We start from the raw sequence: 15,373 nt of genomic DNA on the forward strand, positions 1-15,373 counted from the left end.
TCTGTGGGTGGAGGGGAATTGCTTCTACCCTGCTAGGTTCGACACAAACGGTCAAGAGGTTTGAACATACGTGCAAGGAGTTAAAATGGCCCATCCAGACGATCCGTCCCTGTCGGACCGAACCAGTGACGCGCTCACGGCGGCCCACCTGTATTACATGCAGGACCTGACCATGGAGGCCATCGCGCGGGAACTGCACACCTCCCGCTCCTCGGTGTCCCGTCTGCTCAGCCAGGCCAGAACCAGCGGGTTGGTCGACATCCAGATCCGGTCCCCGCTCGACGCGACGAGCCGGGTGGAGAAGCTCATCCTGAACCGCTTCCAGGTCACCGCGCACGTCGTGCCGGTGCCCGACCACGCCAGCGACGTCGATCGGTTGGAGCGCGTGGCCCTCTCGGTTGCACGGATTCTCGGCGAGTTCTTCGACTCGAACATGATCATGGGCATCGCCTGGGGCTCCACGATGAATGCGGTCAGCCGCCACGTGACCCCTAAACGCACTCACAACGCACAGATCGTGCAGCTGAACGGCGCCGGCAACACACGCAGCACCGGCCTCGACTACGCCAACGAGATCCTGCAGCGGTTCAGCAACGCGTTCGGCGCCCGCCTGGAACAGTTCCCGGTTCCTACCTTCTTCGACGACCCGGCCACACGCACGGCGTACTGGCGGGAGCGCGGCTTGCGCCGGCTGTTGGAAATGCAGAGGAACATGGACGTCGCGCTCTTCAGCGTGGGTTCGCCCTTCTCCAACGTCCCCAGCCACGTCTACGTCGGAGGCTACCTGGACGACGACGAGCTCACCGCTCTTAGCGACGCCGGGGTCGTCGGCGACGTCGCGACAGTCTTCTACCGCGCGGACGGCTCGACCGACGGCATCCCGCTCAATGATCGCGGCACCGGCCCGGAACTGTCGGTGCTGCGCCGCACCCCCCGGCGCATCTGCGTCGTCTCGGGCCAGTCCAAGGTGGACAGTCTCCGCGGCGCGCTGGCCGCGAACCTGATCACCGACCTGTTCATCGACGAGAGCAGCGCCCGGGCACTGTGCGAGTGAGCAGACGGAGGCCCGCCGGCAGCCACTGAGGGTTCGTGGCGACCGGCGGGCCGACGGATCAATGCTTCTGCACGTACTTGACGGGAGCGGGCAGGCCGCGCGCCGCGCGCACGGACCGCGAGAGCCCCTCGATCGACTTGAGGGCGTCGAGAACGTCGTCTGCAGTGACCACGAACGGCATGTTGTGAATCGTCTCACCCGGCAGGGTTGACGCCGTGGCGATGGCCCTCAGCTCCTTCTCGTCGTCCAGGCTGAGACCGATCTCGGTCAGCGTGGTGGGCAATCCGACGAGAGTGGTGAACTCGATGAAGTCTTCCACCTCGGTGCGTGGCGCGCCCTCGAGGACCAGCTGGGTCAGCGAGCCGATGTTCACCTTCTGACCGTGGGTGAGACCGTGGGTCTGCGGGGCCGCGGTCAGGCCGTTGTGGATGGCGTGGGCGGCGGCCAGACCGCCCGACTCGAAACCGAGTCCGGACAGAAGCGTATTCGCCTCCACCAGCTTCTCGAGAGCAGGTGTGACCAGGTTGTCACGCACGGCATCGAGGGCCGGAAGGGCGTTCTCCCAGATGACGTCCCACGACAACTTGGCCAGCGCGGTGCCGGTCTGGGTCGGCAGCCCCCCGGCCATCGTGGTCGCATGGGCAGCCGCCGTGGCCCGGGCTTCGAGCCAGGTCGCCAGCGCGTCGCCGACTCCGGCGATGAGGAACTCGACCGGCGCGTTGGCCACGATCTGGGTGTCGATCAGCACGAGGTCGGGGTTGCGCGGGAAGAAACGGTATTCGACAAACTCGCCCTCCTCCGTGTAGATCACCGAGAGTGCGGAGGTGGGAGCGTCGGTCGACGCCACGGTGGGCACGCTGACCCAACGAATTCCAGCCAGGAAGCCGGCGGCCTTGGCCGAGTCGATCGTGCTTCCGCCGCCCAAGCCGATGATCACGTCGGCCGTGGTTACGCGGATCTTCTCGACCAGCGCGTCGACCGCGGACGCAGTCGCAAAGCGGTCGAATTCGACCCGTTCGACGCGGAGGCCGGCAGCAGCGAAGCTCGCCGAGACCTGCTGCCCTGCGAAACCCCACACGACGTCATCAGCGACGATCAGGGGGGCGGAGCCGATCTGGGATACGAATTCACCGAGGCGATCGATCGCTCCCTTGCCTTGGACGTAACGTCCGGGGCTCATGACTGTGCGGATTGAAGTGGTCATCGTGGAACTTCTTCCTGGTCGAACTGCGTCTACATCTTTGTGGGACGGTGGCGGTGAACCGGTCTTCCGGGGCACAGATTTCACATTACGCCCGCCGATTCGACCGACATCGGCTGCCCTGCAGCGGGCGACCGTGCGAGCGCACCCTCCGAGCGGTTTCCGGCACATCCGCCCAGTCTGATGTCACGGCTCAGAGATCGGATCTGACGCACAAACACGCGCTCTTGGCCAATTTTTTGAATGCTATTCAGGATTTACAGGAAATACGTCGCTGTTTCTGAAAGCCAGCGTTGCACATTTGTGCAGATCGGACGCCCGGGAGGGGCCGACACCGGCAGCTACGCCCGTGTCGGCTCCAGCAGGAGCGCGGCGGCGGATCGCGCCGCGCCGGCGCTGCCGGCGGCGACCGCGGCGAGTGCGGCATCCCGGCACTGGTCCACCGTCACGCCGCGTAGGAACTCGGCCACGCCGCCCAGGGCTCGCGGGGACATCGACAGGCTGGTCGCCCCGAGCCCCACCAGGATGGCGGCAAGCATCGGATCTGCCGCGGCCTCACCGCAGACCCCGACCGGCTTGCCGGCCGCCAGACCGGCCTGGCAGGCCTCCCGGATCATCCGCAAGACCGCCGGCTGCCAGGGGTCGTTGAGCAGGGCGAGCTCCCCCATCAGCCGATCGGCCGCCATGGTGTACTGGGCGAGGTCGTTGGTCCCCAGACTCGCGAAGTCCACCCGTTCGAGGATGGGGCCCGCCGTGATAGCGGCGGCGGGAGTCTCGATCATCACGCCCACGTTGTGCAGGCCGTGCGCGGCACAGCGGGCCGCGAAGTCCACGGACTCGTCGACGGTCGCGATCATCGGCGCCATGACGCCGACGTCGGCGTCTTCCGCGGCGGCCGCCGCTGCGATGGCCTGCAGCTGGGTGTCCAGCAGTTCCGGCCGCTGCCACGCTGTGCGATACCCCCGGATGCCCAGGGCAGGGTTGACTTCGTCGGCCGCCGTGACGAAGGCCAGCGGCTTATCGGCTCCCGCATCCAGCGTTCGGATAGTGACCTTCTTCCCGGGGAATCCGGCGAACACCTGCCGGTACGCGGCGACCTGTTCGTCGAGTCCCGGAGCCTCGGCGTGGTCGAGGAAGCAGAATTCGGTGCGGAAGAGGCCGACACCCTCGGCGTTCGCCTCGATCGCGGCGGCAACGCTGTCAGGCGAAGCCACGTTCGCGAGGAGTTGCACGCGGTGCCCGTCCCTGGTCCTTCCCGTACCGTCGAAGGTGATCACCCGGCGGATCTGTTCCTCGGCTCGCAACACTTGGTCGTCGGTGGGGGCCACGACGATCTCACCGGTCGTGCCGTCAACGATCACCACGCTTCCCTCGGGCAGGTCCATCGCATCGCGGGCCGCCACCACGGCAGGCAAGCCAAGCGCCCGCGCGAGAATGGCCGTATGGGAGGTGGGCCCGCCCTCGACGGTGACGATCGCCCGACACACCGTGGGGTCGATCAGCGCCGTGTCGGCGGGGGCCAGGTCCCGGGCCACGAGCACATACGGCTCCACACGATCCGGCAGGCCCGGTGCCGGTCGGCCGAGCAACTCGGACACGATGCGGTTGCGCACGTCGTGCAGGTCCGAGACACGTTCGGCGAGGAGCCCACCCTGCTCCTTAAAAACCGCTGTGACCTCGCCCACAGCCGCCCAGACGGCACGCTCCGGAGTGTGGCCCTGCCCGGTCACTCGGGAAACGGCAGCATCGATCAGCCCGGGATCCGCCGCCATCAGCGCCGTTGCCTCCAGGATCCCACGCGCCGCTCCCGACACCCGGGCCGCCTTGTCCCGCAGGGCCAGGGCTACGGATGCCGCGGCGGCCACGATCCTCTCCGCGGCCGCCGCCCGCTCGCGCAGGGGGAGTGCGACTGCCGGCCCCGGCTCGTTCACCGGTTCCTGCATCCGCACGATCGGACCGACGGCGAAGCCGGGGCTCACGCCCAGAGGCCCGCTCGACGGCGCCCCGCCCTGCGGCCGGGCCTGCGGCCGCGACGCGGAACGCGCCGGCCTGGGCGCGGGAGCGTGGGCGGCCGCGAGCTCGCCGAAGCCCTTCCCGACCAGTTCACTCACGGCCTCGAGCGCCTCCACAGCCTGCCGCCCGGCCGCCGCGACGGAGATCGTGTCGCCCTTCCGGGCGCCGACGGTCAACAGGGCAGTCGGGCTGTTAGCCGGCACCGGGGGCCGGCCGGTACGGAGGTTGGCGACCGTCACCGTCGCCTCAAAAGCGCTGATGGCGGTGACGAGCATCGAGACCGGTCTCGCGTGCAGGCCGTCGGGGTTCAGCAACGTCACCTCGATCGTGTGTTCCGCCGCCGGGCCGGAGTCGACCGGCAGGCCGGCCGGGTCCTCGTCGCCCAGGTGACTTTGCTTGGCACGAAGAGCACCTCGGGCCTCACGTTCCACTTCGTCAAGGGTGGCGCCACCCGCCGCGCGCACCACTGCCGCCATCAGGCCCTCTACGAAGGGACCGCTGCTGAGCCGGACGGGCAGGTCGGGGTCGTCCGAGAACTCCAGCGCCATTTCCGCGCTCATCACAGCCGATCCCAGATCCATCATCACGAGCACGCCCTCGGGAGAGGAAACCTCGGCGATGGCCTCGGCGACTTTGGACGCGTCCGTTCCGATCACCCCTGCGCCGGCACCGGCTGCGATCGCGATGGCCGGGCCGTTGACCCCGACCATTTCCACTGCGAGGTCCACTGCTGCCTGCGCGAGCCGGGGGCTGTGCGATACCACTACGATTCCGATCACGATCTACTCCTTGTCGAGGATCTCGGCCAGAGCCTGGAAAAGCAGCGACGTCGACGCGGCTCCCGGGTCGATGTGGCCGATGCTGCGTTCCCCCAGGTAACTGGCCCTGCCCTTGCGGGCGATCAGGGGTGCGGTGGCATCCCGCCCCGCTTGTGCAGCGGAGTAGGCAGCACGGGCCGCCGAGGAGATATCGGAGAAAACGACGAGGTCGGCGTCGAACGCGTCGAGCGCGGGAGCGAGGACGTCGAACATGGTCTTATCCCCGGCCTCGGCCTTGCCGCGGGCAACGACGCCGCCCAGCCCTGCACGAAGCGCGGCCGCCAGGCCGGGCGCGTCCAGGGTGCTGACCGGTCCTGCCGAGGTACCGATCCGCAGGAAGAAGGTGCCGTACAGGGGGCCGCTGGCACCACCCACGGACGTCACCAGGGTCATGCCCACGCCCTTGAACAGTTCGTCGACGGCCACGACCGGTGAGGCCTGGATTTTCTCGAGGACCGCATCCATGCCGCGGGTCATGTTCGAGCCGTGGTCCGCGTCGCCGATGGCCGAATCCAGTTCGGTGAGGTAGGAGACCTGCTCGGTCACCAAGTCGCGAAAACGGGTGAGCCAGCCGGTGAGCTGGTCAAGGCTGATCGTGTCATTCGTCATGGTGCTAGATTCCCCAGCGCAGCCCGGCGGTGTTCACCGGCGCATCCCACAGATGAAGCAGGTCCTCGTCGGCCTTGAGGATCGTGACGGAGCAGCCCGCCATGTCCAGCGCGGTGATGTAGTTGCCCACGAGGGAGCGGGCAACCGTGATGCCGGCGGCCTCGAGGATCTTCCTGACTTCGGCATACATGACATAGAGCTCGATCAACGGGGTTCCGCCCAGCCCATTCACCATCACGATCGTCGGGGCGCCGGTGAAGTCCAGGTCGGCGAGGATCGGCTCGACGAGCAGACGGGCAACCTCGGCGGCCCCGGCCAGCGGCACCCGGCGGCGGCCCGGCTCCCCGTGAATGCCCACGCCGATCTCCATCTCGCCTTCGGCAAGTTCGAAGGTCGGTTTCCCGGCCGCGGGAACCGTGCAGCTGCTGAGGGCCACGCCCATGGAACGGCCGGACTCATTGACCTGGCGGGCCACCGCGGTGACGGCCGCGAGGTCGCGGCCTTCCTCGGCTGCCGCACCCGCGATCTTCTCGAGCAGGACAGTGGTTCCGACGCCCCGGCGGCCTGCGGTGAAGGTGGAATCCTCGACCGCGACGTCGTCGTTGACGACCACGACGGCAACCTCGATCCCGGTCTCAGCCGCGGCCAGTTCCGCGCCCATTTCGAAGTTCATCACGTCGCCCGTGTAGTTCTTGACGATGTGCAGCACGCCCGCTCCGCTGTCCACGACTTTCGTGGCCTCGAGCATCTGGTCGGGTGTCGGCGAGGTGAAGACCGCCCCGGCGCAGGCCGCGTCAAGCATTCCCACACCGACGAAACCGCCGTGGAGCGGCTCATGGCCGGTTCCCCCACCAGAGAGCAGGGCGACTTTGCCTGCTCTGGTCGGGTCTGTCCGGTAGATGATGCGGTTGACGTGGTCGACGCGAAGTTCCGGGTGTGCGGCCGCCACGCCGATGAGGGAATCGGCGAGAACCGTCTCCGGGGAATTGATTAGTTTCTTCATGTTGAGACCTCCAGGATTATCTTCATGTTTGCTCTCCGTTGAACTTTTCGAGCTGGATCCGCGAGACACTTTCCCTCGCGACTCAAAGAAATACAGAACGCAATTCGATAATGTCGAATATCCTCCAGAGAGTGGCCCAATGTCAACACGTCGCATGAAGACGCGTTGGTGACGCGGCATACTTAAGGAATCAACCGGAGGTGCAGCTGTGATTCAAGCCATCGATCGTGCGGCGAAAGTGCTGTCGACGTTGCAGGGCGCACGCCACCTCGGCATAACCGAACTCGCCACCGAACTCTGGTTGCCGGTCTCGACCGTGCACGGCATCGTCAAATCGCTGCAGGGCCACGGTCTTGTCGCGCAGGAGCCTGGCGGCACCCGGTACATGCTCGGCCCGGCCCTGCTCAAACTCTCGAATGTCTACCTCGACACGCTCGACGTGCGCGCGCGGGCCATGCGCTGGACCCTCGAACTCGCGCGCAGAACCGGACTGTCCACACGTCTGGGGGTGCAATTGTTCGACGAGGTCATCATCATTCACCACAACCAGCGGCCTGACGGCAGCCAGCAGATGCCCGAAACGGGCCTGTCCATCCCGGCCCACGCCTCGGCAATGGGCAAAGTCCTCCTCGCATACAGTCCGGAATACGCCTCCGGACTGCTGGGGAGGCCCCTGCGCAGTCTCACCGGCGCCACGATCACCGACCCGGCTCAGCTGGCCATCCAATTCGTGTCGATCGTGAGCGACGGCATCGCCACCGAAGAGGACGAGGCCGTGCTGGGCGAGTCGTCGATCGCGGCGCCCGTGGTCGACACCCGCGGCAATGTCATAGCCGCGGTCGCCGTTGTCGTACCGTCGAGCGAGTGGCCTCCCGACTCCAGCGTGCTGAACGGATTGCGTGAGACGGCCCGGAACATCTCCCGGGAACTCGGCGCCAGCACCTGGCCGCCGCGGGCCCTCCAACCGGCCGTCGCCGCGCATCCGCAGTCGTGAGCGCCCATCGCAGGCCGCACTCTCGAACGGGAATTTTTCTATGGCCGACGCGTTGGGATATAACTAGTAGTAGTTATATGAAACGTGCTCCGGGGTCGGTGTAAGTCCGAACCGGCGGTGAAAGTCCGCGACCCGTGCCGCTCCCAAAGCGGAACGGTTGAGCTGGTGAAATTCCAGCACCGACGGTTAAAGTCCGGATGAGAGGCGCACGAGTCGATGGACCATTCCGGTCGGTCGGCGGGTTTCGCAACCCACATGGTGTTCGCCGCACCGAAAACCCGGAGTTCGTTGCACCAACGGACAGGACGGGAATGACGGACCAAGCGGCGCTCGAGGCCACCATGCGGCGTGCGCTCGCGCTGGCCGCGAATGGGCCGGCCACAGGCCCGAACCCCCGCGTCGGCTGTGTTCTCCTCGACGATTCCGGGCAGGTCCTGGCCGAAGGCTGGCATCTCGGCGCCGGAACCCCCCACGCCGAGGTTGTCGCCCTGAGCCGGCTCGCCGCCGGCGCCGCCCGCGGTGCCACCGCCGTCGTCACCCTCGAACCCTGCAACCACACCGGCCGCACCGGCCCCTGCTCGCTCGCCCTGATCGACGCCGGCGTCCGCCGGGTCGTCTACGCCGTCGCCGACCCCGGCGTCGGCTCCTCGGGCGGGGCCGACCGGCTCCACGGCGCCGGAATCGACGTCACCGGCGGGCTGCTCGCCGACGAGGTCGAACCATTCCTCGCCGACTGGCTCGTCGCCGCCCGTCTCGGGCGCCCGTTCGTGACGCTCAAGTGGGCGTCGAGCCTCGACGGGCGCGCGGCGGCCGACGACGGGACCAGCCGCTGGATCACCGGACCGGAGGCCCGGCAGGACGTGCACCGGCGGCGCGCGGCAGCCGGCGCCATCCTCGTCGGCACCGGCACCGCGCTCGCCGACGACCCTGCCCTGACCGCCCGCGACGCCGCTGGAAAGCTTCTGCCCACGCAGCCGGTGCCGGTCGTGATCGGCACCCGCGGCATCCCCAACGACGCCGCCCTCCGCGCCCACCCGCATCCGCCCCTCTTCTTCGCCACCGACGATCTGCTGGCCGTGCTGCACGACCTGCACCGGCGCGGCATCCGTCACGCCTTCATCGAGGGTGGGCCCACTCTCGCCAGTGCGTTCGTCGCGGCCGGGCTGGTCGACGAGTACCTCGTGTACCTCGCGCCCACGCTGCTCGGCGGCGCCCGGCTCGCCCTGGGCGACATCGGGGTGGCCGGCATCACCGACCAGCGCCGCCTGGCCATCGACCATTACGACCGACTCGGCGACGACCTCCTCGTCGTCGCCCGGCCGAGATAGGACAATCATGTTCACCGGAATCATCGAGGAACTCGGCCAGGTCGAGAAGGTGGAGCGATCCACGGATGCCGCCCGCCTCACCATCCGCGGCCCGAGAGTCGTAGCCGACGCCGGCCACGGCGACTCGATCGCGGTCAACGGCGTCTGCCTCACCGTGGTGGAGCGGACCGGCGACACCTTCACCGCCGACGTGATGGCCCAGACCCTCCTCATGTCCACCCTCGATGCCGCCCGCGCCGGCAGCCCGGTCAACCTCGAGCGCGCCGCCCTCGTCGGCGACCGCCTGGGCGGCCACATCGTGCAGGGCCACATCGACGGCACCAGCACCCTGCTGGCCGTCACCCCCGGTGAGGCCTGGCGGGTGCTGCGGTTCAGCCTCTCCGCCGAACTCGCCCCGCTCGTGGTAGGCAAGGGCTCCATCGCCGTGGACGGCGTCTCGCTGACCGTCAGCAACATCAGCCCGGCGAGCGAACCGGACCAGTGGTTCGAAGTCTCTCTCATCCCCGAAACCCTCACCGTTACGACGCTGGGACAGCGCACGATCGGCGATCACGTCAACATTGAAACCGACATCCTGGCCCGCCACGTGGAGCGCATGCTCGCCCTGGCGGACGCCGGATCGAAAAGGAGCCACTCATGAGCCTCGCCGACATTCCTACCGCGCTGGATGCCCTCCGGCTCGGGAAACCGGTCATCGTCGCCGACGACGAGGGCCGTGAGAATGAGGGCGATGTGATCATCTCCGCCCAGATGGCCACGCAGGAGTGGATCGCCTGGACCGTGCGGTACTCCTCCGGCTTCATCTGCGCGCCGATGACCAACGACCTAGCCGACAAGCTCGATCTGCCGGTGATGGTGCCGAACAATGAGGACCCCCGCGGCACGAACTACACGGTGTCGGTCGACGCGGCCGACCGGCTCAGCACCGGGATCAGCGCGGCCGACCGCGCGCACACCCTGCGCGTGCTGGCCGATCCGGCCTCGACGCCGTCCAGCCTGCACCGGCCCGGCCACATCATGCCGCTGCGTGCGAGGGATGGCGGTGTGCGCGAGCGGGACGGCCACACGGAGGCGGCCGTCGACCTGATGAAACTGGCCGGCCTCGTACCGGTCGCCGGAATTTGCGAGATCGTCGCCGAAGACGGCGAGATGATGCGCCTGCCCGGGCTCCTCGCCCTCGGCGAGCGCGAGGGCGTGCTGGTGATCACCATCAAGGACCTGATCGCCTACCTGCAGGAGTTCCACACCGACACCGAGCTGCCCACAGTCAGCCCGATCCTCGAATCGCCGCGGGTGGACTTCGAGGTGGAGACCACGGTGCCCACCCGGCACGGCTACTTCCAGGTGCGCGCCTACCGGGACCGGATGACCGGCGCCGACCACGTGGCCATCGTCTCCGGCACCCCCGCCGACGGCGCGATCGTGCGGGTGCACTCCGAGTGCCTCACCGGTGAGGCGTTCGGCTCGCTCAAATGCGAGTGCGGGCCTCAACTGGATGCCGCCCTGGAGACCATTCAGGAGCTCGGCGGCGTCGTCGTCTACCTGCGCGGCCAGGAGGGCCGCGGCATCGGGCTGATCAACAAGCTGCGCGCCTACAAGCTGCAGGAGGACGGCCTGGACACCTTCGACGCCAACGTGGCGCTGGGCCTTCCCGCCGACTCCCGAGACTACGGCGCCGCCACGGCCATCCTGCACGACCTGGGCCTGTCCGCCGTGCGGCTGCTGACCAACAACCCGGAGAAGGTGCGCCAGCTCGAGGCGCACGGCATCACCGTGACCGAGCGAGTGCCGCTCGTCGTCGGCGTCGGCACGCACAATCAGGACTACCTGGCCGTCAAGCGCGACCGGATGGGCCACCACATCACAGAAGCAGACATGCTGAAAGGAATCGCACTATGAGCGGAGCAGGCTCCCCGGAGATCGAGATCGACGGAACCGGGCTGGACATCGTGATCGTCGCCGGACGCTGGCATGACGTGATCACCGACGGGCTGATCGCCGGTGCGACCCGGGTGCTCGAGGCATCCGGTGCCCGCTACTCGCTCGTGCGGGTTCCCGGCAGCTTCGAGCTGCCGGTTGCATGCAAGGTGGCCCTCGACAACGGCGCCGACGCGGTTGTCGCGCTCGGCGTGATCATTCGTGGCGGCACCCCGCACTTCGAGTACGTGTCGTCGGCGGCAACGGATGGCCTCACCCGGGTGGCGCTGGACACCGGCAAGCCGGTGGGTTTCGGCGTGCTCACCCTCGACGACGAGCAGCAGGGCCTGGACCGGGCGGGCCTGCCCGGCTCGAAGGAGGACAAGGGCGAGGAGGCGGCCGCGGCGGCCATCGCGACCGCTCAGCTGCTGCAGAAGCTGCGCGAGTAAGACACGACCATAATGCGGCGGCATCCGTATCGTTTCCGGAGCGTGGGCCGAGGATTAGCGGAGCCGAGACTCCGGACGTAGGGTGCAAGGGCGGCTGTCACAAACGGCCGCCCTTCTCGACTTCCCGCACCTGTACTCTCGACCGGAAACGAGACCACGGCGCTGCCGGCGTCCTTCGCCGTCTTCGGCGCGGCCATGGTGGCCCGCCCCATCGGCGCGCTGGTCTTCGGCCACTTCGGCGACAAGAGGGGCCGCAAGGCCACTCTCGTCGGGGCACTGCTGACCATGGGCATCGCGACCTTCCTGATCGGGGTGCTGCCCACCTACGCCATGATCGGCTGGCTCACGCCGGACCTGCTCGTGGTCCTGCGCCTCGCCCAGGGCTTCGCACTCGGCGGGGAGTGGTCCGGCGCCGCGCTGGTCGCGACCGAGAACGCCCCGGTCGGCAAGCGCGCCTGGTACGGCACGTTCCCGCAGGTCGGCGCCCCGCTCGGCTTCATCATCGCCAACGGCCTGTTCCTGGCCATCGCACTGGCCCTGCCCGGTGATGACCCGACCCGCTGACGACCCGACCCGCCCCTCGGACGCGTTCCTCGAGTGGGCGTGGCGCATCCCGTTCCTCTTCTCCGCGGTGATGGTCGTCGTCGGCCTCTGGGTACGCCCGCGCCTAGTCGAATCCGACGCCTTCACACAGGTCGTCGCCACCAAGCGTGTGGAGAAACTGCCGCTCGCGGCCGTGTTCCGGTCGCACTGGCGCCAGCTGATCCTCGGCACCTTCATCATGCTGGCCACTTACGTGCTGTTCTTCGGCGTGTTCACGTTGGCCTCCGGCCCCTGGGCCGACAGGCACGGGCGCCGCAAGACCCTGATCTTCGTGACCCTGGCGATCATCGGATTCGGCCTGCTCTTCGTGCCGCTGATGGGAATGACCTTCGGGCCGATGGGCGCGCTGCTGCCCGAGTTGTTCCCGACCAGCGTGCGCTACACCGGCTCCGCTTTCGCGTACAACATGAGCTCGATCCTCGGGGCGGCGGTGGCTCCGTTCATCGCGATCTGGCTGTGGACCCTCGGCGAGGGCAGCCCGTTCTGGGTCGGCGTCTACCTCTCGGTGATGGCCGTGATCGCCCTGGTCGCCCTGCTGCTGAGCCGCGAGACCCGCGACATCGACATCGACCACTGACCTGGCTCTCGGCTGGCTCTCGACCGGCTCTCGACCACCGGTGGTCGAACCTGTCGAGACCCGGGTCAGTCGAGGAACAGGGTGCGCAGGCGCCGGGTCGTGAAGGCCAGGCCGAGCAGGATCAGAGGTCTCGCCGGTGCGGGTCGAGACGGCGCCCAGCCTGCGCATGGTGGTGGACTTGCCGGCCCCGTTCGGGCCGAGCAGTCCGAAGGATTCGTCGGGCGCCACCTCGAAGGAGATGCCGTCCACGGCGGCGAAATCCTGGTGCCTCGTGACGAGATTTCGGGCCACGACGACGGGCTCCGGCACGGTTCCCTGCTGGAGACCGCCGGGCCCATCCCAAGCGGGATGCGGTTAAGATCATTCAGTGAGTACCCCCAGCAACCCCCGTTCCGCCGCCCGCCCGCCCACCAGCACGGCCGGTCGCACGGCCGGTCGCGGTCGCCTCGGCCGGATGGGGCGCCGCGACGATGCCGGCGGACCCCGCGCGACGTTCAGCCAGTTGGTCCCGTATCTGCTCGAGCACAAGAAGGTGCTCGGCTTCGTCATCGTACTCAGCATCCTCGGCGCCCTCGCCAGCCTCGCCCAGCCGCTCCTGGTCAGCCAGGTCATCACCATCGTGCAGGAGGGTGACGCGCTCGGCAGCCTGGTGTGGGCGCTGGTCGCACTCGTCGTCATCTCCGCCCTGATCAGCGGCTACCAGCACTATCTGCTGCAGCGCACCGGTGAGGGCGTCGTGCTCTCCAGCCGCCGCAAACTGATCGGGCGGATGCTCCGCCTTCCGATCAGCGAATTCGACACCCGCCGCACCGGCGACCTGGTCTCCCGGGTGGGGTCGGACACCACGCTGCTGCGGGCCGTGCTCACCCAGGGTTTGGTCGAGGCGATCGGCGGGTCGCTCACGTTCGTCGGCGCGCTCATCGCCATGCTCGTGATCGATCCGGTGCTGCTCGGCCTGACGGTACTGGTGATCGCCGTGTCGGTGGTCACCGTCACACTGCTGTCGCAGCGCATCCGTGCCGCCAGCCTCGCCGCGCAGGCCAAGGTCGGCGACCTCGCCGCCAGTGTCGAGCGCGCCATCAGCGCGGTGCGCACCGTGCGTGCCTCGAACGCCACCGACCGGGAGATCGCCGCCGTCGAGGAGGACGCCAAGGGCGCCTGGCGGATGGGCATCCAGGTCGCGAGGATCTCGGCCCTCGTCGTGCCGATCGCCGGCATCGCCATGCAGGTGTCGTTCCTGGTCGTGCTGGGCGTGGGCGGCTTCCGCGTGGCCAGCGGCACCATCACGATCGCGGACCTGATCGCGTTCATCCTGTTCCTGTTTCTGATGATCGTGCCGCTCGGCCAGGCGTTCGGCGCGATCACCTCCGTGAACGCCGCGCTCGGCGCCCTCGGCCGCATCCAGGAGATCATCGACCTGCCCACCGAGGACCAGTTCGACCGCGACATCGCCCCTCTGGCCATCACGGTCGGCGCCGCCAACGAGTCGGTGCGGCCGGATGCCCCGGCGATCTCGTTCGAGAACGTGCAGTTCGGCTACCTGGTCGCCTCGGCAGCGACGGATGCCGCGGGTGCGGAGGCCGGGTCGCAGGCCGGGTCGCAGGCCGGTGCTGCCGGTGTCGGCCGTGTTGCCGGCGCCGCAGCCGGTGCGGGGACTATCGGCTCTGCTGCGGCCGCGTCGGCGGATTCCGCCGCTCTTTCCGGTGCCGGGCGTTCCGCTCACACGGCTTCCGATGCCGAGCTCGTCGCCGCCGAGAACGCGATGATCGAGACCGCCGTCGCGGCTCCGTTCGTGCTCGAGACCGCCATCGTGGTTCCGGCCGTGATGGAGGCCGTGCTGGCCGAGCCCGACCTCGTCGAGGCAGATCTCGCGGCCGCTGACCGCTCCGCGGCCGCGGCCGACCATGCTGCCGAGCAGGCGACCGAACGGGCGACCGAGCGCAGCGACGCCGACGCCGCCGGCAAGCCCCGCCCGGTGCTCCGCGGCGTCTCCTTCGACGCCCCGCGCGGCAAGCGCACCGCCCTGGTCGGCCCGTCCGGTGCCGGCAAGAGCACCATCCTGGCCCTGATCGAGCGCTTCTACGACCCGACCGGAGGCGTTGTGCGCATGGGGGGACTGGACATCCGCACCCTCGACCGCACCGCGCTGCGCTCGCAGATCGGCTACGTCGAACAGGACGCCCCCGTGCTGGCCGGTTCGCTGAGAGACAACCTGACCCTGTCCACGCCCGACGCCACCGACGAGGAGTGCATCGCCGTGCTGCACGCCGTGAACCTCTCCGAGGTGCTCGAGCGCGACCCGGCCGGGCTGGGCGCGGCGGTCGGCGAGTCCGGCGTGATGCTCTCCGGCGGCGAACGCCAGCGGCTGGCGATCGCGCGCGCCCTGCTGGCCGCGCCGCCCATCCTGCTGCTGGACGAGTCCACCTCGAGTCTCGACGGCGTCAACGAGCAGAAGATGCGGGCCGCGATCGACGCGGTCGCCGTGGACCGTACCCTGATCGTGATCGCGCACCGCTTGTCGACCGTGGTCGACTCCGACCAGATCGTGGTGCTCGACCACGGTCAGGTCATCGGCACCGGTACGCACTCCGAGCTGGTCGCCTCGACGCCGCTCTACCGCGAGCTCGCCAAGCACCAGCTGCTCGTTTAGCCTGGGCTGCCCGAACCAATTCGACGGAGAATTCAGTCGAAACCGCCAGTTTTGGGCCTGAAACACCCGATCTAGCCAAAATCTCGGCTCTCCTGCTGCTTCTGTGGGTTAATCCCGGCCGGGGAGCACTGGTTTGTGGCCGCCGAGGCTGAGCATG

At 68.5% G+C, this 15,373-nt stretch carries 11 protein-coding genes, 2 pseudogenes and 1 riboswitch; of the genes and pseudogenes, 8 read left to right on the top strand and 5 right to left on the bottom strand.

The features are described from left to right. The first annotated feature begins 85 nt into the window (after positions 1-85). Positions 86-1,054, top strand: a complete 969-nt coding sequence (locus CXY79_RS06680; protein WP_104100381.1) for a sugar-binding transcriptional regulator — start codon at positions 86-88, stop codon at positions 1,052-1,054. Between the two features lie 58 nt (positions 1,055-1,112). On the opposite strand, the gene CXY79_RS06685 is transcribed toward CXY79_RS06680, so the two are convergent. The 4 genes from CXY79_RS06685 to dhaK form a co-directional block, all read right to left on the bottom strand. Then, entirely contained in the window at positions 1,113-2,258 is a 1,146-nt protein-coding gene (locus tag CXY79_RS06685; protein WP_104100357.1) for a glycerol dehydrogenase, read from the bottom strand. A gap of 338 nt (positions 2,259-2,596) precedes the next feature. Further along, positions 2,597-5,047, bottom strand: a complete 2,451-nt coding sequence (gene ptsP, locus CXY79_RS06690) for a phosphoenolpyruvate--protein phosphotransferase (protein ID WP_104100358.1) — start codon at positions 5,045-5,047, stop codon at positions 2,597-2,599. A gap of 3 nt (positions 5,048-5,050) precedes the next feature. After that, entirely contained in the window at positions 5,051-5,695 is a 645-nt protein-coding gene (gene dhaL / locus CXY79_RS06695; RefSeq protein ID WP_104100359.1) for a dihydroxyacetone kinase subunit DhaL, read from the bottom strand. A 4-nt stretch (positions 5,696-5,699) separates the two neighbouring features. Beyond that, entirely contained in the window at positions 5,700-6,698 is a 999-nt protein-coding gene (gene dhaK / locus CXY79_RS06700) for a dihydroxyacetone kinase subunit DhaK (protein ID WP_104100360.1), read from the bottom strand. A gap of 208 nt (positions 6,699-6,906) precedes the next feature. On the opposite strand from dhaK, the gene CXY79_RS06705 reads away from it, so the two are divergent. The 6 genes and pseudogenes from CXY79_RS06705 (at position 6,907) to CXY79_RS06730 (ending at position 12,566) form a co-directional block, all read left to right on the top strand. Continuing rightward, positions 6,907-7,692 carry an IclR family transcriptional regulator gene (locus tag CXY79_RS06705; RefSeq protein WP_104100361.1) on the top strand — a complete coding sequence of 262 codons (786 nt, stop codon included), beginning with the start codon at positions 6,907-6,909 and terminating at the stop codon, positions 7,690-7,692. Positions 7,693-7,773: 81 nt separating this feature from the next. Continuing rightward, positions 7,774-7,905: riboswitch (FMN riboswitch) on the top strand. A 98-nt stretch (positions 7,906-8,003) separates the two neighbouring features. Continuing rightward, positions 8,004-9,020 (top strand): bifunctional diaminohydroxyphosphoribosylaminopyrimidine deaminase/5-amino-6-(5-phosphoribosylamino)uracil reductase RibD, encoded by a 1,017-nt coding sequence (gene ribD / locus CXY79_RS06710; RefSeq protein WP_104100362.1) that lies wholly within the window; start codon positions 8,004-8,006, stop codon positions 9,018-9,020. A 7-nt stretch (positions 9,021-9,027) separates the two neighbouring features. Beyond that, on the top strand, positions 9,028-9,660 hold the full coding sequence (locus CXY79_RS06715) for a riboflavin synthase (protein ID WP_104100363.1): 633 nt from the start codon (positions 9,028-9,030) through the stop codon (positions 9,658-9,660). Next, positions 9,657-10,919 carry a 3,4-dihydroxy-2-butanone-4-phosphate synthase gene (gene ribB, locus CXY79_RS06720; RefSeq protein ID WP_104100364.1) on the top strand — a complete coding sequence of 421 codons (1,263 nt, stop codon included), beginning with the start codon at positions 9,657-9,659 and terminating at the stop codon, positions 10,917-10,919. Before CXY79_RS06715 ends, ribB begins: the two co-directional genes overlap by 4 nt. Further along, complete coding sequence (ribH, locus tag CXY79_RS06725; RefSeq protein WP_104100365.1) at positions 10,916-11,386, top strand: 6,7-dimethyl-8-ribityllumazine synthase; 471 nt, start codon at positions 10,916-10,918, stop codon at positions 11,384-11,386. The genes ribB and ribH overlap by 4 nt, the downstream gene beginning before the upstream one ends. Positions 11,387-11,480: 94 nt before the next feature. Then, positions 11,481-12,566, top strand: a pseudogene (locus CXY79_RS06730) (MFS transporter). Between the two features lie 132 nt (positions 12,567-12,698). Here the strand turns inward: CXY79_RS06730 and CXY79_RS06735 are convergent. Continuing rightward, a pseudogene (locus tag CXY79_RS06735) lies at positions 12,699-12,875 on the bottom strand (ATP-binding cassette domain-containing protein); the annotation flags it as partial. Positions 12,876-13,020: 145 nt separating this feature from the next. On the opposite strand from CXY79_RS06735, the gene CXY79_RS16425 reads away from it, so the two are divergent. Next, positions 13,021-15,216: an ABC transporter ATP-binding protein gene (locus tag CXY79_RS16425; RefSeq protein ID WP_233191329.1), complete on the top strand. Its 2,196-nt coding sequence runs from the start codon at positions 13,021-13,023 to the stop codon at positions 15,214-15,216. Positions 15,217-15,373: the final 157 nt, after the last annotated feature.

Origin of the sequence: Cryobacterium sp. M96 (genome assembly GCF_002929845.1) — a bacterium.
GTDB classification, from domain to species: Bacteria; Actinomycetota; Actinomycetes; order Actinomycetales; family Microbacteriaceae; genus Cryobacterium; species Cryobacterium sandaracinum.